Below are 24,382 nucleotides of genomic sequence, written 5' to 3' on the forward strand. Positions count from 1 at the left end.
ATGCCAGATATTGATATCCAGCGTTTGCTGGAACTTGCCAAAGAGGTTGCGGTAGAAGCAGGCAGAGCAGTGTTGACGATTTACGACAATGGCGAATACAACAGTTATCAAAAAGATGATAATTCTCCTGTCACCAGCGCTGATTACCTTGCCAACGATATTATCAACGAGCGCCTGAAAAAGGCCACTCCCGATATCCCGATTTTGTCAGAAGAAACTAAGCATGCCAGTCTTGAAGAACGTAAGAAGTGGCCTTGTTACTGGTTAATTGATCCCATTGATGGTACGCAGGAATTTATTGCCAGAAGTGGCGATTTCGCAGTAAACGTGGCTCTTATTGTTAATAATGAACCCGCTATAGGCGTAATTTTTTGGCCCACTGGCCAGTCGTTGTACTATGCCAGCAAGGGCAATGGTGCATTTAAAGATTGTCCCGATGAACATAAACAGATACGAGTCCGTAAGCTGGATGATCCACATCAAAGTGTGGTCATGATAGCTATCAGCCGCCGTCAGTCCCGTGAAAAAATTATGTCTCGGCTATCAGCCAAGCGAGTTTATCAAACTTTACCGCTGGGTAGTTGCTCGCTGAAGTCCTGCTTTATCGCCGAAGGCAAAGCTGATGTATTTATGCGTATCGGTATCACCGGGGAATGGGATACCGGTGCATCCCAATGCATAGTGACAGAAGCTGGCGGAAAAATACTTGCCGCAAATTTCGAACCCCTTACTTATAATCAGCGTCACTCGCTGGAGAACCCTGACTTCGTTGTTATGGGTGATCAGCGGGTGCCTTGGAATGATATCGTTCACTATAAAAAGGAATAATAATATGATGAAGCAAAGCTTGCTTGCCTTGTCGGCTTGTTTGGCATTACCGGCATCTGCAGCATGGCACTTGGATGAAGACGCTTCCCGTTTACATTTTATGTCTACTAAAAACGCTCAGGTCACCGAAATCCATAGTTTTAAAGCGTTGTCGGGAGAGCTGTCAGACGAAGGTAAACTGACGGTAAAAGTCCCGCTTAGTTCAGTAGATACCGCTATTGATATCCGCGACACTCGTTTGGAAGAAAAAGTGTTTGAAGTCGCTAAATTTGCCGAGGCCACCTTCACCGCTGATGTACCCCAGGATATGTTGTCACTAAAAGCAGGTGACACTATTCAGGGCAGCGTAGAAGGCACTATGGATTTGCATGGTGTAAAAGCGCCTGTCACTTTTGATGTCATAGCAAGTAAAGTAAACGACAACGAAATGGTGGTAACGACTGTAACACCAACCCTTATTAGTGCTGAAAGCTTTAAGTTGAAAGAAGGGTTAGAGACGTTGCAAGCTATCGCATCGCTTAACAGTATTACTTTTACTGTACCGGTAACATTTTCGGTGACATTTACGCAGTAGCTTTCTGCCGTTACCTTAAATAAAAATACCGAGTCCTAGCTCGGTATTTTTATATCTACAATTGCAGCGAAGAGAGTCTGTCTATGAGTTCACAGATCTGATGGCAGCCCGCATAGGTAAAGGCTTTTTGTGCAACTGCTGCTCGTGCATCTTTTGCCAGTTTTCAGCAGGTAATGCCGGAATTTTAGGGTCATAGTTAGGCGAAATATAATGTTTCATACCTGCGCGTACCCGTTTTAGAGCATGACATTCTCTGACTTCTTCATGGATAACGAAAATACCAATTTTGCGGCTCGCCTTACCCAAAGTAGTACTGCTTGTTAAGCGGATCACTGGCGCAGCTAAAACCATACCGGTTAAAACCGGAAGTAACCATAAAAACAGTGTGGGTGTGTAGTACCAAGTAGTGACTCCCCAGGCTACGGCAATAATACTCATTATTTGAGTATGACTGAAAGCCACCCCCCAGGGCACCATTCGCCCTTCCCGTTCCTGAGCATCCCAGTTTACCTGGTGCCCTACGAATACGCTCAACACGAAATAACTATGGTAAAACATCATAATGGGCGCAATGAGTACAGCCATAAAGAGTTCTACAATTCCGCTAAACAATAGGCTGAAAAATCCGCCGAATTCTTTACGGCGTTGGATCATCGCGAGTAAAAGCCCCAATACCTTGGGTAAAAACAGAAGCGCAGCTGTTCCCCATAACGTTGCAACCATCATGTCTTGCTTGGCTATTTGCCATGTTGGAAACAACTGGTAATCAGACGTAAAAAATTGCGGAATGGTAGTGGCGCGAATTAGCGCATCGGTGGTGCCGAGCATTAGCATCACAAAGAGGACGAGTGAAGACATATAGGCGAACGCGCCAAAGCTAAAGTGCATACGATTCGTGGTTTTAAGACCTTTAACCCCCAACAACCCCAGATGCTGAATATTTCCCTGTACCCAGCGCCGATCACGAATAGCATAATCAACGACATTACTTGGTACTTCTTCATAACTACCGTCAGTATCCGTCAGCAAATAACATTGCCAGCCGGAACGGCGTAATAAAGCGGCTTCGACAAAATCATGACTGAGAATATCACCGCCAAACGGCGCCCGGCCTTCTAACGTAGGCAGGCCACAGTGTTGCATGAAGGGTTCGATTCGAATAATGGCGTTATGCCCCCAATAATTGGCGCTGTCCGTTTGCCAAAATGAAAGCCCTGTGGCCAGCATTGGGCTGTAAAGATGCGCAGCAAACTGAACAAAACGCCCAAAAAAGGTATCTTGTCGCACTGGCATAGGAATAGTTTGAATAAGAGCAACGTCAGGGTTTTCTTCAATACGTCGGGTCAAATCCAACATCCGCTCGCCCGACATTACACTGTCTGCATCCAGGACTATCATAGATTCATAGTTAGCACCCCAGCGCTGGCAAAAGTCTGTAATATTCCCGACTTTGCGGCCGGTGTTGACTTCACGACGGCGATAAAAAATGCGATCTGAAAAACTTCCTAAGCGTTTCTGCATCCGCTGCCAGGCGCAGAGTTCTGCTTTAATCATGCTCTCGTCGCGAGTATCACTAAGCATGAAAAAATCGAATTTATCTGCGTGGGGCGACCGCATGATTTCTTTTACACATGCTTGAAAACCCACCATAATACGTTTGGTATCTTCATTATAGACAGGCATCACGATAGCATGGCGGTTACGGACAGGAGCTGCCGCGTCAGTTTTCCGTAGCTGTCGACGCAAACTTAGTGGGTCAATATGGAACAGCTGAAAAATAAAACCGATAACGGCTGTCCAAAACGCCATCGTCAGCCATAGAAACAGCAGCATACTTAAGCAAAGCTGAGCAATTTCTAACTCGGTTAATCCATTTGGACGGAAAATCTCAAACAGGCTCCAGCATGCCAATGCTGTTGAAGGCAAAACTAGCAACGCCATAACCACCAGACGGCTGCGTTTTCCTACAGCTGTCAGATTATTCGTTTTTGTTGCTACCGATGATTTAGCAATAGGATCAACGTGATTCTTATTCCGGTTGGTAGACATAATTCCAAACCTCACTAATTTTTTCGTCTTGCTTGGTGTTTATAAACAACCGCATATCCACAGGATTAGAGCTTGCCGGTGTAAGAAGAAAGGTAGCGCGGAGTTCTTTGCCGCCGTTAACAGGCTGAAGCCGCGCTTGGTCAACGGCACCGTTAGAGGCTTCCAAAATCAAATTTAGGTTATCGGGATTTGATTCTGCTCCTTTAGGTAGCGCAAAATCTACGATAAAACGACGTACAGATTTCTCGTTAGTAGATTCAAAGCCAGGTAACTGGCTCGCACCTTGTCTAGTCCGCAAAACTGTCGCAATACTCAGTTTTTTATGAGGGCTTTGCTCTACCGTTTTTAAGGTGTACCGAAAGTAGCGGCCCTGTCCTGCAGTCATGGCTTCCTCAGGCACCCAATAAGCGGCGATGTTGTCATGAATTTCGGAATCTGTAGGTATTTCAACCAGCTCGAGTCGACCTTTTTCGAAACCATCTTGGGGCGTCACCCAAAAACTGGGACGCAAATGATAGTTGGCTTCGGCATCAAGATAATTTTCAAAATTATTATCCCGCTGCATCATTCCAAAACCTTTAGGTGCCGTCGCGCCCAGTGATGTAATTTGTAACCGTGCAGGATTAGTGAGTACGCGCCAGACCTGTTCGCCTTCCTGATTGATCATCATCATGCCGTCACTGTCGTGGACTTCCGGGCGGTAATCATCATGAGACCGCTCGGTGTTTTCACCGTATAAAAACATGCTGGTAAACGGCGCTATTCCTAACTTCTCAATATCCTGGCGGGCAAATAGCCAGGATCTTACTTTCATTTCAGTATTGACGCCGGGGTCGATAATAAATTCATAAGCGCCGGCGACAGACGGACTTTCTAATCGCGCATAGAGAGTAATAGGTCCGCCTTTAGCAGGCTCGATAAGCCAAAACTTGGTGAAATGCGGGAACTCTTCTCCCTTGGGTAAGGCCGTATCGATAGCAAGTCCTCGTGCTGACAATCCATAAACCTGATTTTTACCCACAAGGCGGAAATAAGAAGCGCCAAGAAATACTGCGAATTCATCTTTGTATTCCCCGGACTTCAGCGGGTAATGCACACGAAACCCTGCGAACCCTGATTTCTTATCGGTCAATCCTGCAAATTGTTCTGCATTTTTGTCATAGCGAAACATTGAACTGTCAAAGGGGACCGTTTTCTCTTTATTACTGCGATCTACTGTTACTACCGTAACTGGCTGTTGGTAGAGAAAGCCCGGGTGAAAAAACTGAATCTCATAATCATTTTTACCCCGCCACAAGCTTTTATCTGCTTCAAAACGAATTGCCCGGTACTGCTGATAATCCATTTTCTTCAATTTTTCGTCTAAGCCATGGTCATTCTCGTTATACTGCTTTTTTGCAGAGGCTTTGGCATCTGCAATCACAGACTCCAAAATGGGTTTGTTCGAAGGAATGTTATCCTTGCTCACCTGCGCCGCATCGACTTGCGTAACCCAAAGGTTCATTGCCATACATAAACATGCAGATGAAGACAGAATACGGCTCAAGGGGGAAAAAACTGAGCTTAATACCGCTAAAATCGAGCCTGTATCTCGTTGTTGCTTCGCTTTCACTAGCATGTAAATTTTACTCCATTCAATGATTCAGCTTTTGAGTTTGCAAAAGATGATCCATCCATTTTCGACCACGGAGCCTTTATTAATTTATTTTTCAATTTCAAGCAGTTAACTACACGCCTTTCTCGCTGGCTGACTACGAGCTAGATCTACAATGTTATTAAAATCAAATACCTACAAAATAACTGTTGTTTTTAAGCGACGCCGGTAAAGAGTAAAAACAACATACACTGGAAATTTTTTACCATTCAACACTTCTGCATTATTGCGTCAATATTCTTCTAAAAATTATAAAGCGATGGTTTACAGTCAGTTAGGTTGCGTAAACAGAGTCTAAACTTGTACGTAAATCTCCTGGCAAGTAAATTGCTTATAACTAAATTCATTAAAATTATTCATCTCAATACTTTTTCTGAATAATTATCTAACGCAATACCTAAGGAGTTCTAATGCGTAAATTTTCTTTAATGGCAACGTTAATAACCGGCGCTCTCTCTTTTTCTGCACTTGCAGATTCCCCAGATTGGCAGTACGTGGAAGGCGGTTACACAGCGCTGGACATTGATAACGCAGGCGGTTTTGATCCTGATGGCGCTACTATTGGCGGTAAATATATGCTTAAAAATAATATTTATTTAAGCGGCGACTACAGTTTTTTTGAAGATCATAGCATTGATATCGACATGTTAAGCCTGGGCGCTGGTTACCGGATGCGAATTAATGCCATGACTGATGCCTACGTTGGCGCTAATTACGAGCGTATTGATTCAGATTTCGACGACGAAAATGGTTACAGCGTGAATGCGGGCATCCGTTCAAGAGTCACCGACCAGGTTGAACTGGCTGGAGAGATCGGCTATTACGATGTAGATGAAGGCGATGTGACAGTAAAAGTGGGTGCCAATTATTATTTCACGCCCCAGTGGGCCATCGGCGCCAGTTACGAAAAGCTTGATGACGCTGATATCACCCAAGTGACTGCCAGGTACGCATTTTAAGTTTTTTCGTACTTATTTCAGTTACACTAAGTTTAAAGGCGGCCAAAGACCAAGTTTGATGCTAATAAAGGACGTTGCCGCCTTTTCTATTCCTCAAAGTTTCTGTTATCTCACCGTTCCAGTTGTGCGCTCTATTCTTCCGTGCAAAAATCTTACATATTCCGCTGGCGTAGAAAAGTCAGAAGATTTGTTATTTTATTCGAAGCACCTTTAGGCTATCCACAACAAAATTTAGCGAAAATACAAGGAATGTTATGCTTGAAACCTCTTTTTCTCCCTCTGCACGTATAACCACTTTACAAGATGCTTTAGTTTATCGTCAGGAGAAGGGCTCAAACCCAAACTGCATTCGCGCGGGAATTTCTCACCCTAACTTGCCCCAATGGGCGCATCAGTGGCGTGGAATGGGTGTTAATAAAGCGGTTCGAACACTAGAAATAGCAACAGATACCGGTCATCTAAAAGAACAAAAATCGCCAAAGAAAAAGCTAAAAGGAAACTTCCTCTATGGGGGGCCACTTATTATCCCTTTTGGACATTTTTTAGCAGAAAGTATCCACAGATGCTGGGCTTACGAATATATTACAAAAACGCAAAAGACTGGAATTGATGCGGTAATATTACAGCCTGGAATACAGAATAGACGTTGGTTTCATAATCGAACATACCGATCATTGCCCCCGTATATACGTGATACATTTAACTATTTAGGCATTCCCGAGAAGAAAATTCTACTTCAATATAAGAACGTTATTGTGGAGAACCTGGCCGTTCCTGAACAAGCTTCTTACTTTCGTCCCATAGAGCCTATCAAGGCTCCTTATCTGGATTTTTTAAGCCGCTGCGAAAAAAATAGTAATGTCCAAACAGATGAGAATCTTCCGAAAAAACTCTACGTCTCTCGCCAAGCCTTTCGATATCGCGGTGCTTTTGCAGGCGAAGCTTACATAGAATCTTTTCTATCTAACAAAGGCTACCACATCCTCCGCCCTGAGAATCACAGTCTGCTAGACCAGTTACGCTTTTATAAATCAGCAGATACTATTATTTTTGCCGAGGGCGGCGGTATTCATATGCTGGAGTTGCTGGGGAAACTGGCGGCGAACGTGTATGTTATTAATCGGCGCCCTTTAAGTCCAAAAGTCTTTAAACCTATACTGGAGGATCGGGTAGAAAAACTAAGCTTTTTTTCTAAAGCGACGACTTTACCTTCTTTGTTTTTAGCCTCAGATGGCCGTCCAGCCCATGGCAGTGCGATTAGTGTGCTTGCCCCTAAAGAATTAAATTCTTTCTTTGAGCACATTATGGAATCTGACGTTTCAGATTTTGATCTAAAACTCTTTGAAACGCAAAGTTGCGAGGATGTTCTGAGCTATTTCAATCATTATCAGAAGCCAAATAAGCGTTTTCCAATTCAGCAACAACAAGCTATCAAGGGTTTCAAAGAAGCGGCGCACAAATGGCTCTAACCGCTACTTAATGTAAACTGAAATACGGCGATTTCGACTACATCTGATCCCGTTTCCTGATATCAACTGTTTCATGTAATTCGGAGTAGACTAAAACTGACTCGCCGGATTTTAAGCTTGTTAGCACCTGCTCTACTTTTTTCTCAAAGCTTAATTCTTCCTCGCCATAATCCGTACCTTCGCGCAGCACAAATGATTCTGCAATACTATGTAGGGTGTCTTCTTCCAGCGAGTTAATCGGGATAATCATAGGGCGTTCTCTAAGGGAAATAATAGGTTAGGCGTTCACACATGTCGGCAAATATTGTTCAACAAAACGCTTAACCCGCTGTTGCAGCCAAACGGTTGGATTTAGTGGATTTCCCTGCATAAACCCGACATGGCCGCCGCGATCACTTATTTCCACTGTGACAGCGCGCGCCAATTCGGTTTCCTTTGGAATCACTAAATGGTTCATAAAGGGATCATCAACGCTGTGAAGTAACAACGTAGGGCAATGAATTGCGCTTAGAAAATGGTAGGCGCTGCATTTTTCATAGTAATCCTGCGCATCGGCAAAACCATGCAAGGGAGCCGTCACTTTTTCATCAAACGCTCTGAAGCTGTGGATTGCATCGACATCATCCGGCGTTAGCGAGATAAGCTCATGGTAATTGATATACTTCATTTTCTGCTTAAGCGTAGATTTCATACTGCGTAACAGATACTTCTGGTAAATGCGGGAAAACCCGTGGTTTATGCTCTGTGAGCACTCTGCCAGCTTCAGGGGAGCAGAAACGGCTATCGCGCCTTGCAACCATTGCTGAGCAGGATTCTCGCCCAATAGCTTAAGTAGCATATTGCCGCCTAGTGAAAAGCCTAAGGCGACTTTGGGTATAGTGGGAAAGCGGGCGGAAAGGGTATCTAGAAAAAAGGCAGGATCGCCGGTTTCGCCAGAATGGTACGCGCGCGCCAGACGGTTAGGTTCGCCGCTACACCCTCGGTAATGCATCATTACCACTTGCCATCCGTTAATGCTTAACGTAGCCATAATGTCGTTGGCGTAGTGGGATCGAATACTGCCTTCCAGCCCATGAAAAAGCGCCACAATTCCCGTCATTTTTTTCGGTCTCGGCCCCCACGCAAGATCAACAAAATCGCCATCGGGCAGCGTCAAGCGTTCCATAGAGAAACGCAACGGCAATCGTCGTTGTAAAAACCGCGGCCAAATTGTTTGTACATGACGGTTACGCGCCCACCGCGGCGCGGAAAAATCACTTTTAATGATTTTTCCATGGGAAAGATTTTTACGATTCATGCTGACATCAGGGATTAATAGGGATCTGCTTGACAATAAAGGTGAGTTTGGCAACTGCCTGGGGGCTCTGGCGCAAATTATACAAATGAATAAATGCTGGCAGAGAGCCGTTTATACCTTCAGACGTCATAACGGGTAATTGCTCGAAAGCTTGTACCAGCTGTTGCTGCTGAACAGCTTCCATCTGTAGTTCTTGATGCTTGAGGCTAAGATAACGATCATGATCCTCAGAGTCAGGGTCTTTCGCGGCGGTGCGATTCTTACGATGCTGGTGCAGCTTCTGATCGGTATCAGCAACGGCAACCTTTAAAATTTGCCACTGTTTAAGCGTAACCACCTTATTAAACGAAAGGCACCAGCACATCAGCAGCAATAAGTTAATATTCACGCCATGTTCGTCCTGAAGCTTCAGACAAGCTGCCGCCACACCTTCAATACCATAGAGTTCGATACTGTATTCCCAGAAATTATCCGACGTCAACTGACTCATATTCTGCCCTTGCAGTTTCTATTGCTTCTTGTGCGTCAAGCCATGCAATTTCATGCTCTTCAAGCGATTGTTTTAGCTCAGCCTGTTGCGATAGTATTTTCATCAATTCCGCTTTATACGTATCTTCGTATAATTCGGTACGTGAGAGTTCTGCTTCTATTTTAGCTAACGCGGTGGAAGCTTTTTCCATGGCTTTTTCGTGTTTATCAATTGCCTGCTTCAGCGGCGCTATTGAATGTCGAAATTCGGCCTCACGTCGTTTCTCTGCTTTACGATCTATCTTAGGTTTTTCTTCTTTATCCGATTTATCTTCTGTCTGTTGTTTTAGAATCCAATCACGATAATCATCTAAATCACCATCAAACGCGCTAACGTTACCGCTGTCTACGAGATAAAAATCTTCACAAACCGAACTTAACAGGAAGCGGTCGTGAGAAACCAGTACCATAGCGCCTTCGAATCCTTGTAATGCCAGATTCAACGCATGACGCATTTCCAAATCTAGATGGTTGGTAGGCTCATCCAGTAGCAGTAGATTCGGCTTTTGGTAAACAATCAGCGCTAAAACAAGGCGAGCTTTTTCTCCACCAGACATAGGCGCCACCGGTGAGAGCGCCTGATCACCGTGAAAACCAAAGCCACCTAAAAAGTTGCGCAGTTCCTGCTCTGTAGCTTTATTATTCAGCCGTTGAACATGCAACAGTGCCGATGCCTGAGGATCCAGCGTTTCCAGCTGATGCTGGGCAAAGTAGCCAACATTTAAACCTTTGGCAGCATTAAATTCCCCTTGCATGGGGCTATGAACGCCAGCCAGCAATTTTATAAGCGTAGACTTACCTTGCCCATTGCGACCCAGTAAACCAATACGGCTGCCCGGCACCAGGTTTAATTTCACCTGCTCCAGAATTACCTTTTGATCATACCCCAGCTTCACATGCTCCATTTGTACCAGCGGGTTGGGCAACCCGGTTGGCGACGCAAACGCAAAGTTAAACTCACTGGCCATGTGTGCAGGCAAAAGGGTTTCCATTTTTTCCAATTGCTTGATCCGGCTTTGCGCCTGCTTGGCTTTACTGGCCTTAGCCTTGAAACGATTTATAAAGGATTCAAGATGCGCCACCTTGTCCTGCTGTTTCTGATACTCGATGTTCTGCAGCCGGATTCGCTCTGCGCGCTGGGTTTCAAACGCAGAATAATTGCCGCTATACGTGATCAGTTGCTTTTGTTCTACACTCACAATCTGATTAACGGTGCTATCAATGAAGGCTTTGTCATGGGAAATAAGCAATAACGTGCCAGCGTAACGCTGCAACCACTTTTCCAGCCAGATAACGGCGTCTAAATCCAGGTGATTGGTGGGTTCATCCAGTAAGAGTAAATCAGACGGACACAATAGCGCCTGCGCCAGGTTCAAACGCATACGCCAGCCGCCTGAAAAATCGGTTACGGGTGCATTGAGTTGAGCGGTAGAGAACCCTAATCCTGCAAGAATAGTCGCAGCTCGTGCTTCTACGTCATACGCGCCAGCTTGTTCCAGCTGACCGTGCAACCGCCCCATTTTTTCGCCGTCCTGCTGCTCTTCGGCGTCCAACAACGCCGCTTGTAGCTTGCGAAGCGTTTTATCGCCATCAATTACATAATCAATGGCTGCGCGCGATACTGCAGGCGTTTCCTGGGCAACACTAACAATCCGCCAATTAGAAGGCAGCGCACATTCACCAGCGTCTAACGTCAGTTCCTGACGTAACAACGCAAATAGGCTGGATTTACCACAGCCATTGCTACCAATAAGCGCTACTTTGTGGCCCGGGTAAATCTGCGCGGATGCCTCTTCCAAAAGAACTTTGCTACCGCGCATTAGAGTGATGTTTAAAAGGTTGATCATGCCTGTGTTTTTCCTCCGGCTCAGGCCGCGTATCTTAGCAAACCTAGGATTTTTACGCTTGTTTTTCAACGTCGACGGCAAATGCTGATCCAGGCCGATTGAGGATGGGCTATAATGTAGTTTCGTAATGTGACTTTGAGTAATTATGCAAAAACGAATGAAACGCCGTTTTATTGCGGGCGCAGTGTGCCCAAAATGTCAGGCTGTAGATACCATCACATTGTTTATGGAAAACAATGTGGAAAAGCTGGAATGCGTGAAATGCGGCTATTCTGAAGCACAAACCGATCAAGAAGTGAAAACTGCTACACGCCCGAAGGAAAATGTAATAGGCGTGTTCAAGCCTGATTAGGACCTGATGGCCTTTGCCAGCCGAATTTTATTCAAAATAAATCTGTTTGGAATGCGGCTTGAACTATGAGCACAAAAAGCAAGGCAGGTTTATGAAGAATCCTGCAACCACAGAAAAGGTCAGCCCGCCTTAGAAGCCGCTCGTAAATATTACTCATTTTCGCCCCCTTTGGGACACTTCCACAGCGGCAAATAAGTAATTTGCCGCCGCGCATATAGCTGAACGATTTCTATTAAGCGCGTACCGACAACCGCTTAGCAATGTGTTCCGTTTTATCAGCGGGTATGGAGAAGTTGGCACGAGCCTTGTAATCGGGGTTAAGATACCGATACTAAATATGGCTCGCGTGGAGGAAAACATGGCACGGACACATCGCTTTGGCTGGAAGAAGTGGGTAATCGTTGCGGTAATAGTGCTAGTAGCAGTTAGAGTCTCCCTTCCTTACGTGGCGCAGTCATATATGAACAACACTCTGGCGCAAGCAGAAGAGTTTACCGGAAGGGTGGGCGATGTTGATATAATGCTATGGCGCGGCGCGTTTAGTATCGAAGATATTATCATCACCAAACGAAATGGCGAGGTAAAAGAGCCCTTATTCCAAGCCACAGAAGTGCAATTTAGTCTACTTTGGTCTGCGCTAGTCAATGGTGCATTTGTCGGTACAGTGGATCTCTATCGTCCCGAGATAAACTTTGTTGACGGCGACAGCGAGAAAGATTCCCAGTCAGGCGAGTCAGAAGACTGGCTGAATATAGCGGATCAGCTTTTTCCATTAAAAATCGACAAACTCAACATTCAGCAAGGTCGCATTGTTTTTCACAACCCGACCGTCCAGCCCGAAATCCATCTTGCTCTACACGACATTAAAGCAGAGCTGAAAAATCTGGTTAACAGCAGAGATTTATCAAAAGATTTGGTCGCCACATTTAACGCCAAAGGACAAACTGCCGAAGCGGGTACCTTAGCGATTTCCGCATCACTTGATCCCAGCACCAAAAAACCCACTTTTGATGTAGATATGCGGGCAGAGAACATAGCGCTGGTCAATTTTAAGAATTTTCTTGATACTTATGCACCTTTTGATTTAGAGGCCGGATCTCTGGAAATGGCTATGGAGCTAGCGAGCAGCAACGGCCAGATTAAAGGCTATGCTAAACCCATTCTTCATAACGTGGAAGTGTTTTCCTGGAAAGGTGATGTTGAACGCGATAATGATGGTTTCTTTCAGACTATCATCGAAATGGGTTCAGCACTGATAAGCGAAATATTTGAAAATCAGAAGCAGGATCAGATTGCCACGCGTATTCCTATTGAAGGGTCCCTTGATAGCCCCGACACGCCAATTCTTCCTGCTCTTGGTGGAATTTTAAAAAATGCATTTATCGAAGCAATGCGGGCATCATTAGAAGGAAGCGTAGAGCTGGAAAACGCTGAGGAGGAAGAATCTCAGGAAGAAGCTGCCAAAGATGATTCGTAAAGGTCCACCTGTTTTGAATTTCTAATCATAGAAAAACTTTATATTCTGCTACACTTAATTATTACCATTCGCGCCACTGGATATAGACACCTATGGGTCTGAGTTTATTTACACTGCTGGCAATGGTAATTGCGCTTGGCCTCCCACGTGCTGGAGCTGCTGAATCAGAGATGCTTATCAGCACCGTTAATCATCCGGCAGTAAATTATATCAAGCCCGTCGTGACTCGGAGCTACAAAGATTTGGGGTTGGAAGTTTCTTATGTACAAATGCCGGTCACCCGACGGCTGATTGCCTTGAACGAGGGGCTGATAGATGGCGATCTGGCCGCGCGGGAGGACGCTGAAGACGAATATGAAAATATCCTTCGCGTAGGACCACCGCTTTGCGAACTCAGTTATATTCTTGTCTGCCCAAAAGATGTCCCGTGTGACACTTCCGTGTTTACCGAGGGGGAAAAGTCAGTTTATTTGAATCGCGGAACCGCCACCATTTTGCTTAACATTTTTGGCATGCCAGCACCCGTAAAAAGTCGCTATATCGAAACTCCTGATACGCTAATCAACCTTTTTAACCACAATCGAATAAACTATTTAATTTACACTTTAGTCGATGAGCAGCATCAGTTTGTAATTACCCGCGAATACACGACACACTTTATCGGCAAGTCTGATTTTTACCATTACATTCATAAACGTCATAAAAATCTGGCTCCTTTACTGGCAGATGCATTAACTGTGAATAAAAACAAACTATTGGTAAAATGATCTTTTTGCTTATGCCAAATTTCATTTCTACCCACAGACAATAAGATTGGGTATGCTATTCACCATTCTGCTTTTTTGTAATATCGATGAATATTGAGAGTATTTTTTCTATTGACCCTTTTGACTGGTGGCATATTGGCGCCTCCATCCTTTGCGGCGCCATAATCGGTCTTGAGCGTCAGCTGCGTGGCAAACCTGTTGGTATCCGGACCTCTGCGCTGATAGTCCTGGGCACCTATATGTTTATTACCTCTTCCATGTCTATTTCAACCGACGTATCAGATCCATCCCGGATTATTGGTCAGGTAGTCACCGGCATTGGCTTTCTTGGCGCAGGGGTAATGCTGGCGAAAGATGGCATAGTAGTGGGCGTAACATCTGCCGCTACAATCTGGGCGCTGGCCGCCGTAGGGGTATGTATTTCCGTTAATGGTGGCTGGGTGGCGGTTAAGCTTTCAATACTTGTAGTAGGAATACTGTGGGGGGTAGATATATTGGAAGAATATTCCTCTGCATTTACCCGGGGCGTTCACACCCGCTACAAATACTGGCGTCGTAACGGGTAGCGCGTGAATGTTGTTCCCATCTGTAGCAATAACTAATCGCTATGGATGGATATTAGCTAGTAGTGCGGCGGCGGTACTTCTTCTGACATCTTAGCAATATTTGATGGCTCCATGGTTTTGACTCTATCCAATATATGCTTAAACTGTACCTGGAGTTTTTCTATCTGGTATTGCTGATGCGTTAAAGCTTCATTAAGTTCTTCGATGGTGTGCTCCTGAAAGGCCAGCTTAGTTTGCAACTCTTCAATTGCCTGCTCGGCGTTAGCTAACCCACTTTCTGCGGTATGTTTACTCATTATTTACACTCCAAAGTTCAGCTAAACCGCTGCTACTTTCTGATAATATCTGGCCGTCAGCAGTAAAGCCTACAGCATAAACTACCGCTGTTGCAGGCCGGGTATTTTCTACGGGCGCCACTCGCCAGCCACCAGCGGACTCACCGGTCTTTACATTCCATCGATAAATTCGGCGGGAAGGCGCCCCTGTTAGCAAATACTCACCGTCTTTTGAAAAGACCGCATCGGTAAAGATTTTCTGGCGCGCAATATACTGTAAGTTGCTGACAGGCGCAGCTGTTTGTGCGTTCCAGATTTGTGATTTCTGCTGACTGTCGGCGGTGAATACGTAACGCCCTTCATCATCCAAAGCGACCAGGGTTACGCGACTCGGATGAGGGAATGTATGCACTATCTGCCCGGTTTTGGTACTCCATAAATAAGCAACATAATCATTGCTACCCGTAAGGGCATACTCACCATTGGGAGACAAGTCCACGCTGTTAATCTTTTCCTGATGTCCTAAGAATTCCAACCGTCTCCCGGTCGAGGGTTCAAAAAACATCGCTTTTCCATTGGCTCTGCCAACCAATATTCCTTTGCCGCCGGCAGACACCGCAACATCTCGAATTGATGATTCGTCAATTCGCCAAAAACCTACAGGTTCGCCACTCTCCATGTTCCATAAGGCGAATGCCTCCCGATCAGAAGTCACTACAAATTTTTCGTCTGCGGAAATATGAATAATGAAAACCCGATTAGCGCCTTCTCCCTGGTGACGCCATTGATATAGTGGCTTGTTGTCTTTCAGGTGCCAAACCGTAATCTCACCATTCACGCCTGATACCACTGCGTACTGTCCGCTAGGTGAAATATCTGCTGCAAAGGCACCGTCTTGTGCATGCCGCCATTGCGCAAGCGGGGTTGAATCGGGCACACTGCAACCTACCAGTACACCGGCTAATAATGCCATTAAAAGCAATCTTTGGAACAATCGTCGATGTTTCATGTCAAACTGGTTTCGCTTTACTGACGCTAGGTTTACCATAGCACGGAAGTCTACTAACGTAATCTGCGTAACAACTTCAATTGGTTTAGCAAAGTGCAGAAAGAATATTTTGCTAAACCAATTAGTTTACATTTTACTTTGGTGTCCTGCCCCGTTGCTGTGGGATAACTTTGCAAAACAAGATATATGATAATTACAATTTAAATGGAGAAGTTTTATGCGTAAGTCGCTCGTTGCAATATCGACACTAGCTGCATTAGGTTTGTTTGCATGTCAGCCCAATACCACTGACACCGCAAAAGAAGACACTGCCGCTAAAGAAACCGCCACTCAAAATCCTAAAGCAGAGTCAATGAGTGATGCCCAGAAGCATGCTTACGCAATGGGCGCAAGTATGGCTATTTTCGTGAACAATCGTGCAAAACAGCAAGAACAACTTGGCGAGCCGTTGGATAAAACGTCGCTGAAACAGGGCTTTGAAGAAGGTTTGGACGGAAACATGCAGTTTTCACAGCAGGAGATCCAGGAACTGGCTCAAGCTGGCGAAGAAGCATTACGCACTAAGCAACAGGAAATGGCCACCAAAGCTGCTGAAGAAAATGTTAAGGCAGGCGAGGAATACCTTGCTGAAAACGCCAAGCGCGAAGGTGTGACTGTCACCGATTCAGGCTTACAGTACGAAGTGTTGGAGGAAGGTACCGGCGAGCAACCTAAAGCTGAAGACACAGTAAAAGTGCATTATCGCGGCACATTACTGGATGGCACCGAGTTTGACTCATCTTACTCGCGTAATGAACCTGCAGTATTTCCTTTAAACCGCGTAATACCCGGTTGGACTGAAGGCGTCCAGTTAATGAAAGAAGGCGCCAAGTATCGTTTTGCTATTCCTGCTGAACTGGCCTACGGCGAACGCTCTACCGGACTGATAACGCCGAACTCTACCTTACTTTTTGATGTCGAGCTGTTAGACATCGTTGAAGAAGGCGAAGAAGATACTGCGTCAGAGTAAGTTTCACAAAGCAACAAGAGCCGATATGAAGTCGGCTCTTATTTTTTAGAAACATTAGCGCGTTAGATACCGGGAAGATTGGCGTTCTGCAAATAAACGTTTAGGGAACTACATGACGCCGACGTTCTGGTCGAACCCGCAGTGTTGCGCAGTGGCGCATCATCATATGCCCCACTTTGTAGCAACCGAGTCCTAACAGCAGGTACATAGCCGTACGTAAACTGTCGATACGAATTAAGATATCTATTAAACCGATGGTAAATAAAATTACCCCGGTTAGAAACAGCATGAACCCCATTATGGTTAGACCATTGCTTCTCGCCGTGCCAGACTTGGCCTGTCTGGGTGGATTTAAAAATCGGTTATGCATGTTATCTCTCATTTGGATTTCACGATGAACTACAATATAAGACCACCGCTGGAAACAGTTGTTCACTTTTTATGCAACATTTGTGCATGAAAATCGAACCCTATAAATATACTTTGCTTTTCCCCACAGATCCACCAGACAGATACATTATATTAACGTTGATGTAACAAATTAAGGTATGGCGCTTGAGAACCCCGCTGATCACTCGTAAAGGTTATGTAAAATTACAACATGAGCTCGATGTACTCTGGCGTAAGGAACGGCCGGAAGTCACCCAGAAGGTTACCTGGGCGGCAAGTCTCGGTGATCGTAGTGAAAATGCGGACTTTCAGTACAATAAAAAGAAGTTGCGGGAAATTGATCGTCGTATCCGTTATTTAAGAAAATGCCTGGAGCGGCTAAAAGTGGTGGATTACCATCCGCAGCAGGAAGATAAAGTATTTTTTGGCGCCACAGTAGAAATTGAGAATGCCGAGGGCAAAATTCTGCGCTTACGAATTGTAGGATACGACGAAATTTTTGGCCGTAAAGACTATATTTCGGTAGATTCGCCTATGGCCAGGGCGCTTATCGGGAAACAAGAGGACGACGAAGTTACAGTAACAACAGAAGCGGGAACGTTTACGTGGTCGATAACGAAAATCAAATATGATCCCACAGATAAAGTTTAACCCGCTTGCGAATCTTTTAAAGAAAACCGCCAGACTGTAGCTTAAGGGAAATATGTTTTTAAACGGCATCTCTTAATGAGAAGTACAGCGCGCCCCGAGCGTTCTTACTCATGGTTTTTACAGGCACAAATGTCAGGAAATTATAAACACCGGAAACTCGCTTTTACTAACATAAACAGGGTTCTCCCTCCCGTCATCAATGATATACTGACCGACATATTTCACACTTATTATGCCTGTGCATCGGCCATTTTTCTTTCTGCCGGTGGATCACCTACAAACACGCCATAGAGCTTTATATGATTATCAATAAAATTGCCGAAGAACTTGCCGTCAATCCAGCCCAGATACAAGCGGCTGTCGCTTTATTGGATGAAGGCGCCACTGTGCCCTTTATTGCGCGTTATCGAAAAGAAGCGACGCAAGGTCTTGATGACACGCAGTTGCGTAACCTTGAGCAGCGCTTAACTTATTTGCGCGATTTAGAAGATCGTAGAGCCGTCATTCTGAAATCTATCGACGAGCAAGGCAAGTTAACCGATGCGTTAGCCACGCAAATAAAAGCTGCAGACAACAAAACCTCATTAGAAGATTTGTATCTGCCGTATAAGCCTCGCCGCCGCACGAAAGGCCAAATAGCCATTGAAGCTGGCCTGGAACCGTTAGCTGATAAATTATTTGCTGATCCCACTGTATCACCAGAAGACGCGGCTTCTGCATTTGTGAGTACAGAAAAAGGGGTTGGGGATGTAAAGGCAGCTCTCGAAGGTGCGCGTTATATCCTGATGGAGCGTTTTGCAGAAGATGCCGCGTTGCTGGCTAAAATCCGCGTTTATCTAAACGACAACGCCTTTGTCACCAGCTCTGTTGCGCCGGGTAAAGAGCAAGAAGCCATTAAATTTAAAGATTACTTTGCCCATCAGGAAAAGCTTAAAACGGTTCCCTCTCATCGTGCATTAGCTATGTTCCGCGGGCGCAATGAAGGCATGCTCCATATCCAGCTAAACGCTGACCCTCAAAATGAAGATGCTACACAGCCATCCTATTGTGAGCAAATTATAGCGAGCCATTATAACATCTTAGATCATAACCGCCCTGGCGATGCATTTATGAAGCAAGTGGTGCAATGGTCCTGGAAAATCAAAATCGCACTGCATATGGAAACAGAACTTTTCAGCAAGTTGCGTGAGCAAGCGGAAGAAGAAGCTATCAGCGTGTTTGCGAAGAATCTGAACGATTTGCTGATGGCGGCTCCTGCTGGCGCAAAAACTACCATGGGATTAGACCCAGGCCTACGTACAGGTGTTAAAGTAGCAATTGTAGATCAAACCGGTAAGGTGTTGGCTACCACTACAATTTTCCCCCATGTACCGCAAAACCAGTGGGACAAATCATTACGCACCCTTTCGACGTTATGTAAACAACACAAGGTCGAATTAATAAGTATTGGTAATGGAACTGGCTCAAGAGAAACAGACAAACTGGTCGCGGAAATGCTGAAAGCTAACCCCGAACTGAAAGCACAGAAAATTATGGTCAGCGAAGCCGGGGCATCCGTTTATTCAGCTTCAGAATTAGCGTCTGCGGAGTTACCGGGTATGGATGTATCATTACGCGGTGCTGTGTCAATAGCCCGCCGGCTACAAGATCCATTGGCAGAATTGGTAAAAATAGAACCTAAAGCCATTGGTGTCGGTCAGTACCAGCATGACGTCAGCCAAAGCCAGTTGGGTAAATCTCTTGACCGGGTGATTGAGGATTGCGTAAACGCCGTAGGCGTAGATCTTAATACAGCCTCACCAGCGCTATTGAGCTATGTATCGGGTCTGAATAAAACACTGGCGAATAATATTGTTCATTTTCGTGATAGTCATGGCGCGTTCGCTGACAGAAAAGCATTGAAAAAGGTTGAGCGCCTGGGCCCAAAAGCGTTTGAACAAGCCGCAGGATTTTTGCGGATCACTAACGGCAGCAATCCGCTTGATGCCTCTGCGGTTCACCCGGAAACTTATCCTGTTATCGACGCTATCGTCGATCGCACCGCAGTGGCCGTGAATGACCTGATTGGCAATACCGATTTGCTGAGAAAGCTTTCTCCAGAAGATTTTACTAACGACACTTTTGGTCTACCCACCGTTAAAGATATTTTAAAGGAATTAGATAAGCCAGGACGTGATCCCCGTCCCGAATTTAAAACCGCGGCATTCAAAGAGGGCGTGGAAACAATTTCGGATCTCAAGCCGGGCATGATTTTAGAAGGTGTTGTAAGCAACGTAGCTAACTTTGGCGCCTTTGTCGATGTTGGCGTACATCAGGATGGCCTGGTACACATTTCTGCGCTTACTAATAAGTTTATCTCAGACCCTCGCGAAGTGGTTAAGGCCGGTGACATCGTAAAGGTAAAAGTTGTAGAAGTGGATGTTCAGCGCAAGCGTATTTCTTTTACTATGCGGTTAGACGATACCCCGGCTCCTGCGGCAAAGAAACCTTCGGATGCAAACAAACCAAACCGTTCAGGTAAAGGTGCGGCCAATGGCTCCAATCGGGCTAAACCGCAAAAATCTAATGCGCCAGCCAATTTGGCAATGGGTAACGCTTTTGCAGATGCGTTTGCCAAAGCAAAACAAAAGTAAGCCGAATCAGGCGCTGGCGCGAAAGCCAGCGTCTTTGGGCAAAGAAGTATCGCTGTAACGCTGCTGGATGACACCGATTCTGGTTTGCATCAACGTATCACTACTGCGCAAAGAAGGTGTATACGACACTTTACTACTATCTTGCCCCACATATTCTTGTGAGCTTTCGCTATGTGCGTGAACTTCTTCATTTGCATTTTCTTTTGCTAACGCCTGACGCGCCTCAAGCGTTTTTTGCGCAGCTTCACTAGCTACCTGTAAATCCTGAGCAGAAGGTTGCGCCGGTGCCAGGGCAGCTGTTCTTACCTGCTGCATTTTTTGCACGGTTTGTGCAGGAGTCTGGGCCTCTGATACATCAATAGCCACTTCACCGCCTACCGCGTACCGTTTTCCGTCAGGCCCGTTTTCAAATTCGTACTGGGGCGATCCCGCATGTTGTCCACCCAATGCTGCATGAGCTTGCTCGTGAGTACGAACTTCAGCATCCCGCTCTTTTAGCGCCTTTACTTCTTGAGCGGTTTGCTGTTTTTGCTGCGCGTCTTCTTTTCCTGCGCTCTCGTCTCTGGCGTTGTCCTTCTCGCCGTGAGCGGTGATGCTCTGCGATTCATCATAGGAAACCACTGATTGGATCTGCGGACGCTCATAGGTAACAGGCGCCGGTTTTTGCCCCGGCGTTCGCGCACGCTCAGCGTCAGAACCCAAACCCTGTTCAGACGCGCCTTTATCAGCATCAGCAGACGGGGGAATGGTTTCTCGAAGAATATTCTCACGTCGAGCCGCTTCGGTATTTACGTTAGCAGGCGTAAATACTACGTTGGTCGAAAGCGGCATAACAATATTCATGGGGAAGTCAGGTAAGGGTATCGATAATAGTGCCTACCGTATCAAAGGCTTTATCCAAAACCTTGGCGGAAGCTTGAGCATTCATGCTGTTTAATTTTAGCGATAACAAATCTGAAGTCGGGCTATTCGCACTTTGCGGAAGCGTATTTTTAATATTTGCTAAATTGTTTAATGATGCGTTCGCCAACACCTGACCAGGACCATTTTCGGCCACATGAGTTTGCGCTGAACGTTGTGCTATATTCAATGACGCCTGATTCATACCTTTAAAGGCTTGCTGTAAGCCAAACTGACCAGACATAATTGCCGAATTGATATTATTACCAATAATGCTCGACATAATTTACCTCCACCCTCTCACGCCTAATTATTAAACAATAACGTCGAAACGAAAAGCTTTATTTATATACCTGCGCATAAAATATAACAGGTTCAGAGGATTTCTTTTTTTAACAATAGAGCACGGAATAAAATGCTGACTGAAGTCAGAAAGAGATTGTTTGCTTCACATCCTCCAGCGCCTCAAGGCGAAGGGGTCGGCTGAAGTAGAACCCCTGAATGGCATCGCAGGCGAGCGAACGTAGCCACATTACCTGTTCTTCACTCTCAACGCCTTCTGCAATAACCGATAGATTGAGATTTTTCCCTAACGCAATGATGGTAGCGACTAAATTACGATCCACCTCGTTATCAGCCAGACGATCAATGAATGCCTTATCAATTTTTAAGCGGGATACTGCCAAAGAACGCAAGCGACTTAGCGAAGAGTAACCGGTGCCAAAATCGTCAATAGCAATAAAAACGCCCAGTTGCCGAAGCTTTTGCAACTTTATACAGGTCTCCTCAAAATCAAGTGCAACCGCCGTTTCCGTAATTTCGAGTTCGAGTTGAGCTGCAGGAAAGCCAGTCTGGCGTAAGACATCTTCAATCTGCGCGACGAAGTCTGGCTGCTGAAATTGTCTTAACGATATATTCACGCCTAGCTTCTGCTGTGCTTGTAGCAGCGGGCGCATTTCTATCATTGATTTAACTAAAATCCAGCGGCCAATCTCTATAATTAAACCTGTTTGCTCTGCAACGGGAATGAAGTCGGCGGGAGAAATGACATTGCCGTCTTTCACCCACCGTAGCAGCGTCTCATAGCCTTCTATTTTGTTGTGCGTTAAGTTGAACTGCGGCTGATAAACCAGATGTAGTTCGTTCTGCTTAAGCGCGCTGGATAAACCAAGTTCAAGTTGAAACTGTCGAAGCAACCGTTCGCTTAACGCTTCGGTATAAAATTGAAACTGTGCTTTTCCCAGTTGTTTTGCTCGAAATAGCGCAACATCAGCCGCTTTTAATAAAGCCGAAACACTTCTGCCGTCTTTCGGAAACACCGAAATTCCCTGGCTAAACTTTAAATATATATTTTGATTGTCTACCGGATAAGGCTGGTTTTGCGTATTTTGTATGGCATTGAGGAAAGAAGGCAGCTCATCCTCATCGTTAACAAATTTAAGGATAATAAATTCATCGCTTCCCAGACGACCAAGTGTATCGCCGCGTTGAATGACTTTCCGCAATCTCACCCCAACTTCTTTCAGTAGTACGTCACTTTTGTCATTGCCGTAGGTATCGTTGATGGCTCTGAAATTGTCTAAATCCAAAAAAATAACACACAGTTTGAGATACCGTCGTTCTGAGGTATCGAGCATCTGAGATAGCCTTTCCAAAGACAATACGCGGTTAGGTAATTGAGAAGTCGGGTCGATAAACCCTTGGGTGGCTATAGCTGTGTTGATGCGCTTAATGTCCCCCAGTCTCCGCGCGCCAAACCACATGGCCAGTATGGCAATGACGGTCATCAGCACAATGATTTCGTCGAGCTCCCAGCTTTCATGGGCGCGTGTAAATAAATAAAAAGATTCCAACAGATCAATGTCAATACTGAAGCAGAGGGCTGCCGCTAGCCCGGTAAGCACAACTATGATGGCTAAATCTTTTTGAGAACGCGCTTTTAAAGGTCTCGAAATGCTATTTTCGATGAGTTTGTGGGTTAGACGTTCCACCTCTATCCTTATGGTGTTGTCGAAGATATAAGCCAAGGGCTTAAAATATCTTTTATTTATAGCTGATACTTAACTTTTATAAGGTATAAATTTATATACGCATTAGATTTGAATGTTACTTTTACCATAAAAAGTGATGAGAAAATAGAAGCAATTTGTAACCACGTAATAGAAGGTGTTTTTGCGGTCTCTTTGTCATCGTAGAAAAGGCAGAACAGTGTACGGCGCTGGGGAGAACGCCGTAATCACCGGCTTTAGATAAAGCTAGGGAGTTTTAAAGCCTATTTCCTGGACGAAACAAACTGCCTGACAATATCTGCGGACTGCTGAGGATGTGAGATAAAAGGGGCATGAGAAGCATGAGGTAAAACCACCGTATCCGAATTTGGTTGTAGCTCACAGATTCTGTCTATTCCGCTAGTGGGTACCAGACTGTCTAGCCGGCCATACAGACGCAATGTTGGCTGCCGGATACGCCCGATATGCTGGCGTAAATCCTCTTCCGACAACAGTCTAAGCGCGTCTTTCAATGCCACAGATGAAGGTTGGGGAAACTGTGCGACACGTTTTCGAATTGTTTTAATATCCTGTTTGGCGGAAGGACTTCCCATGGCCTGAATAGCTAAGAACCGCTCTAGTGTTTTCGCATAATCTTTTGCCAGTTGTTGTTCAAATTGATTGAGCAGATCACCGGCAATACCCGGCCATCCCGGTCCAGCCAAAAATCGTGGTGTCGATGCAATCGTCACAAGATCAGTCACCACATCAGGTTGGCTTAGCGCCAACTGCTGCGCCACGAGTCCCCCCAGTGACCAGCCAATAACCACGCAGGAGGAAGGTAATACTGGTGCTATCGCGTCAGAAAGGCTGGCAATAGTGTAAGGGCTGGGCACAACTGCATTGTTTTCACCAAAGCCTGGTAAATCAATGGTAGTGACCGCGAAATCTTCGCTTAGATAAGGCACAAACTCACTGAACACGCCGCTATTCATTCCCCAGCCATGCAGAAGAACCAGATCTTTTCCTGTTCCCTGCGTACGGGTGATTAATTTCTGCTCAATGGTAGTCTTTAACACTTCAGATTATCCTTTTGCCGAGTCCGAAATAGTAGCACGCAACTTTTCGGGTTCTTCACATTAACGTCGAAATAGCGGGAA

24 protein-coding genes are annotated in these 24,382 nt (G+C 45.4%); 11 read left to right on the plus strand and 13 right to left on the minus strand.

Annotated elements, in window-relative coordinates:
- Entirely contained in the window at positions 1–828 is an 828-nt protein-coding gene (cysQ, locus tag CA267_RS08550; RefSeq protein WP_075607876.1) for a 3'(2'),5'-bisphosphate nucleotidase CysQ, read from the plus strand.
- A 4-nt stretch (positions 829–832) separates the two neighbouring features.
- A complete protein-coding gene (locus CA267_RS08555; protein ID WP_075607875.1) occupies positions 833–1,402 on the plus strand; it encodes a YceI family protein in 570 nt (189 codons plus the stop codon).
- An 81-nt stretch (positions 1,403–1,483) separates the two neighbouring features.
- Here the strand turns inward: CA267_RS08555 and mdoH are convergent, their stop codons facing one another.
- The gene (gene mdoH, locus CA267_RS08560; RefSeq protein WP_075607874.1) at positions 1,484–3,451 is read right to left on the minus strand and encodes a glucans biosynthesis glucosyltransferase MdoH; all 1,968 of its coding nucleotides are present in this window, start codon (positions 3,449–3,451) and stop codon (positions 1,484–1,486) included.
- Entirely contained in the window at positions 3,432–5,069 is a 1,638-nt protein-coding gene (locus CA267_RS08565) for a glucan biosynthesis protein (protein WP_075607873.1), read from the minus strand. The genes mdoH and CA267_RS08565 overlap by 20 nt, the downstream gene beginning before the upstream one ends.
- A 446-nt stretch (positions 5,070–5,515) precedes the next feature.
- Here CA267_RS08565 and CA267_RS08570 point away from each other — a divergent pair, with 446 nt between their 5' ends.
- Positions 5,516–6,064: a porin family protein gene (locus CA267_RS08570; RefSeq protein WP_075607872.1), complete on the plus strand. Its 549-nt coding sequence runs from the start codon at positions 5,516–5,518 to the stop codon at positions 6,062–6,064.
- Positions 6,065–6,318: 254 nt separating this feature from the next.
- A complete protein-coding gene (locus tag CA267_RS08575; RefSeq protein WP_075607871.1) occupies positions 6,319–7,533 on the plus strand; it encodes a glycosyltransferase 61 family protein in 1,215 nt (404 codons plus the stop codon).
- Positions 7,534–7,570: 37 nt separating this feature from the next.
- On the opposite strand, the gene CA267_RS08580 is transcribed toward CA267_RS08575, so the two are convergent.
- From CA267_RS08580 to CA267_RS08595, 4 genes are read right to left on the minus strand one after another with little or no spacing between them, the layout of a single operon-like run.
- On the minus strand, positions 7,571–7,783 hold the full coding sequence (locus CA267_RS08580) for a YheU family protein (RefSeq protein ID WP_075607870.1): 213 nt from the start codon (positions 7,781–7,783) through the stop codon (positions 7,571–7,573).
- Between the two features lie 27 nt (positions 7,784–7,810).
- Positions 7,811–8,830, minus strand: coding sequence for a hydrolase (locus CA267_RS08585; protein WP_075607869.1), 1,020 nt, complete (start codon positions 8,828–8,830; stop codon positions 7,811–7,813).
- Between the two features lie 7 nt (positions 8,831–8,837).
- The gene (locus CA267_RS08590; RefSeq protein ID WP_075607868.1) at positions 8,838–9,320 is read right to left on the minus strand and encodes a TIGR02444 family protein; all 483 of its coding nucleotides are present in this window, start codon (positions 9,318–9,320) and stop codon (positions 8,838–8,840) included.
- Positions 9,298–11,205 (minus strand): ATP-binding cassette domain-containing protein, encoded by a 1,908-nt coding sequence (locus CA267_RS08595; RefSeq protein ID WP_075607867.1) that lies wholly within the window; start codon positions 11,203–11,205, stop codon positions 9,298–9,300. The genes CA267_RS08590 and CA267_RS08595 overlap by 23 nt, the downstream gene beginning before the upstream one ends.
- A 145-nt stretch (positions 11,206–11,350) precedes the next feature.
- On the opposite strand from CA267_RS08595, the gene CA267_RS08600 reads away from it, so the two are divergent.
- From CA267_RS08600 to CA267_RS08615, 4 genes are all read left to right on the plus strand, one after another.
- Positions 11,351–11,557 (plus strand): YheV family putative zinc ribbon protein, encoded by a 207-nt coding sequence (locus CA267_RS08600; protein WP_075607866.1) that lies wholly within the window; start codon positions 11,351–11,353, stop codon positions 11,555–11,557.
- A gap of 358 nt (positions 11,558–11,915) precedes the next feature.
- Complete coding sequence (locus CA267_RS08605; RefSeq protein ID WP_075609927.1) at positions 11,916–13,034, plus strand: DUF748 domain-containing protein; 1,119 nt, start codon at positions 11,916–11,918, stop codon at positions 13,032–13,034.
- Between the two features lie 92 nt (positions 13,035–13,126).
- Positions 13,127–13,801 (plus strand): hypothetical protein, encoded by a 675-nt coding sequence (locus CA267_RS08610; RefSeq protein WP_075607865.1) that lies wholly within the window; start codon positions 13,127–13,129, stop codon positions 13,799–13,801.
- 86 nt (positions 13,802–13,887) lie between these two features.
- Complete coding sequence (locus CA267_RS08615) at positions 13,888–14,367, plus strand: MgtC/SapB family protein (RefSeq protein WP_075607864.1); 480 nt, start codon at positions 13,888–13,890, stop codon at positions 14,365–14,367.
- Positions 14,368–14,423: 56 nt separating this feature from the next.
- Here CA267_RS08615 and CA267_RS08620 read toward each other — a convergent pair whose 3' ends face one another.
- Together CA267_RS08620 and CA267_RS08625 are read right to left on the minus strand one after the other, a co-directional pair.
- On the minus strand, positions 14,424–14,663 hold the full coding sequence (locus CA267_RS08620; protein ID WP_075607863.1) for a SlyX family protein: 240 nt from the start codon (positions 14,661–14,663) through the stop codon (positions 14,424–14,426).
- Positions 14,656–15,615 carry a WD40 repeat domain-containing protein gene (locus CA267_RS08625; protein ID WP_075607862.1) on the minus strand — a complete coding sequence of 320 codons (960 nt, stop codon included), beginning with the start codon at positions 15,613–15,615 and terminating at the stop codon, positions 14,656–14,658. The genes CA267_RS08620 and CA267_RS08625 overlap by 8 nt, the downstream gene beginning before the upstream one ends.
- Positions 15,616–15,868: 253 nt before the next feature.
- Between CA267_RS08625 and fkpA the strand changes: the two genes are divergently transcribed.
- A complete protein-coding gene (gene fkpA / locus CA267_RS08630) occupies positions 15,869–16,660 on the plus strand; it encodes an FKBP-type peptidyl-prolyl cis-trans isomerase (RefSeq protein ID WP_075607861.1) in 792 nt (263 codons plus the stop codon).
- Positions 16,661–16,760: 100 nt separating this feature from the next.
- Here the strand turns inward: fkpA and CA267_RS08635 are convergent, their stop codons facing one another.
- Positions 16,761–17,030: a hypothetical protein gene (locus CA267_RS08635; protein WP_075607860.1), complete on the minus strand. Its 270-nt coding sequence runs from the start codon at positions 17,028–17,030 to the stop codon at positions 16,761–16,763.
- 185 nt (positions 17,031–17,215) lie between these two features.
- Between CA267_RS08635 and greB the strand changes: the two genes are divergently transcribed.
- Both greB and CA267_RS08645 read left to right on the plus strand, forming a co-directional pair.
- Complete coding sequence (greB, locus tag CA267_RS08640) at positions 17,216–17,701, plus strand: transcription elongation factor GreB (protein ID WP_075607859.1); 486 nt, start codon at positions 17,216–17,218, stop codon at positions 17,699–17,701.
- A gap of 299 nt (positions 17,702–18,000) precedes the next feature.
- Positions 18,001–20,334, plus strand: a complete 2,334-nt coding sequence (locus tag CA267_RS08645) for a Tex family protein (RefSeq protein WP_075607858.1) — start codon at positions 18,001–18,003, stop codon at positions 20,332–20,334.
- 6 nt (positions 20,335–20,340) lie between these two features.
- Here the strand turns inward: CA267_RS08645 and CA267_RS08650 are convergent, their stop codons facing one another.
- The 4 genes from CA267_RS08650 to bioH form a co-directional block, all read right to left on the minus strand.
- On the minus strand, positions 20,341–21,177 hold the full coding sequence (locus tag CA267_RS08650; RefSeq protein ID WP_075607857.1) for a putative metalloprotease CJM1_0395 family protein: 837 nt from the start codon (positions 21,175–21,177) through the stop codon (positions 20,341–20,343).
- A gap of 7 nt (positions 21,178–21,184) precedes the next feature.
- Complete coding sequence (locus CA267_RS08655) at positions 21,185–21,517, minus strand: hypothetical protein (RefSeq protein WP_075607856.1); 333 nt, start codon at positions 21,515–21,517, stop codon at positions 21,185–21,187.
- A 145-nt stretch (positions 21,518–21,662) separates the two neighbouring features.
- Positions 21,663–23,225 (minus strand): putative bifunctional diguanylate cyclase/phosphodiesterase, encoded by a 1,563-nt coding sequence (locus tag CA267_RS08660; RefSeq protein ID WP_075607855.1) that lies wholly within the window; start codon positions 23,223–23,225, stop codon positions 21,663–21,665.
- A gap of 281 nt (positions 23,226–23,506) precedes the next feature.
- On the minus strand, positions 23,507–24,301 hold the full coding sequence (bioH, locus tag CA267_RS08665) for a pimeloyl-ACP methyl ester esterase BioH (protein WP_321174006.1): 795 nt from the start codon (positions 24,299–24,301) through the stop codon (positions 23,507–23,509).
- Positions 24,302–24,382: the final 81 nt, after the last annotated feature.

Origin of the sequence: Alteromonas pelagimontana (assembly GCF_002499975.2) — a bacterium.
Taxonomy (GTDB): Bacteria; Pseudomonadota; Gammaproteobacteria; order Enterobacterales; family Alteromonadaceae; genus Alteromonas; species Alteromonas pelagimontana.

Excerpts from the sequence above, each read along its gene's own strand:
- cysQ (WP_075607876.1), top strand. The coding sequence starts at position 1 with ATGCCAGATATTGATATCCAGCGTTTGCTGGAACTTGCCAAAGAGGTT.
- CA267_RS08555 (WP_075607875.1), top strand. The coding sequence starts at position 833 with ATGATGAAGCAAAGCTTGCTTGCCTTGTCGGCTTGTTTGGCATTACCG.
- mdoH (WP_075607874.1), bottom strand. The coding sequence starts at position 3,451 with ATGTCTACCAACCGGAATAAGAATCACGTTGATCCTATTGCTAAATCA.
- CA267_RS08565 (WP_075607873.1), bottom strand. The coding sequence starts at position 5,069 with ATGCTAGTGAAAGCGAAGCAACAACGAGATACAGGCTCGATTTTAGCG.
- CA267_RS08570 (WP_075607872.1), top strand. The coding sequence starts at position 5,516 with ATGCGTAAATTTTCTTTAATGGCAACGTTAATAACCGGCGCTCTCTCT.
- CA267_RS08575 (WP_075607871.1), top strand. The coding sequence starts at position 6,319 with ATGCTTGAAACCTCTTTTTCTCCCTCTGCACGTATAACCACTTTACAA.
- CA267_RS08580 (WP_075607870.1), bottom strand. The coding sequence starts at position 7,783 with ATGATTATCCCGATTAACTCGCTGGAAGAAGACACCCTACATAGTATT.
- CA267_RS08585 (WP_075607869.1), bottom strand. The coding sequence starts at position 8,830 with ATGAATCGTAAAAATCTTTCCCATGGAAAAATCATTAAAAGTGATTTT.
- CA267_RS08590 (WP_075607868.1), bottom strand. The coding sequence starts at position 9,320 with ATGAGTCAGTTGACGTCGGATAATTTCTGGGAATACAGTATCGAACTC.
- CA267_RS08595 (WP_075607867.1), bottom strand. The coding sequence starts at position 11,205 with ATGATCAACCTTTTAAACATCACTCTAATGCGCGGTAGCAAAGTTCTT.
- CA267_RS08600 (WP_075607866.1), top strand. The coding sequence starts at position 11,351 with ATGCAAAAACGAATGAAACGCCGTTTTATTGCGGGCGCAGTGTGCCCA.
- CA267_RS08605 (WP_075609927.1), top strand. The coding sequence starts at position 11,916 with ATGGCACGGACACATCGCTTTGGCTGGAAGAAGTGGGTAATCGTTGCG.
- CA267_RS08610 (WP_075607865.1), top strand. The coding sequence starts at position 13,127 with ATGGGTCTGAGTTTATTTACACTGCTGGCAATGGTAATTGCGCTTGGC.
- CA267_RS08615 (WP_075607864.1), top strand. The coding sequence starts at position 13,888 with ATGAATATTGAGAGTATTTTTTCTATTGACCCTTTTGACTGGTGGCAT.
- CA267_RS08620 (WP_075607863.1), bottom strand. The coding sequence starts at position 14,663 with ATGAGTAAACATACCGCAGAAAGTGGGTTAGCTAACGCCGAGCAGGCA.
- CA267_RS08625 (WP_075607862.1), bottom strand. The coding sequence starts at position 15,615 with ATGGCATTATTAGCCGGTGTACTGGTAGGTTGCAGTGTGCCCGATTCA.
- fkpA (WP_075607861.1), top strand. The coding sequence starts at position 15,869 with ATGCGTAAGTCGCTCGTTGCAATATCGACACTAGCTGCATTAGGTTTG.
- CA267_RS08635 (WP_075607860.1), bottom strand. The coding sequence starts at position 17,030 with ATGCATAACCGATTTTTAAATCCACCCAGACAGGCCAAGTCTGGCACG.
- CA267_RS08645 (WP_075607858.1), top strand. The coding sequence starts at position 18,001 with ATGATTATCAATAAAATTGCCGAAGAACTTGCCGTCAATCCAGCCCAG.
- CA267_RS08650 (WP_075607857.1), bottom strand. The coding sequence starts at position 21,177 with ATGAATATTGTTATGCCGCTTTCGACCAACGTAGTATTTACGCCTGCT.
- CA267_RS08655 (WP_075607856.1), bottom strand. The coding sequence starts at position 21,517 with ATGTCGAGCATTATTGGTAATAATATCAATTCGGCAATTATGTCTGGT.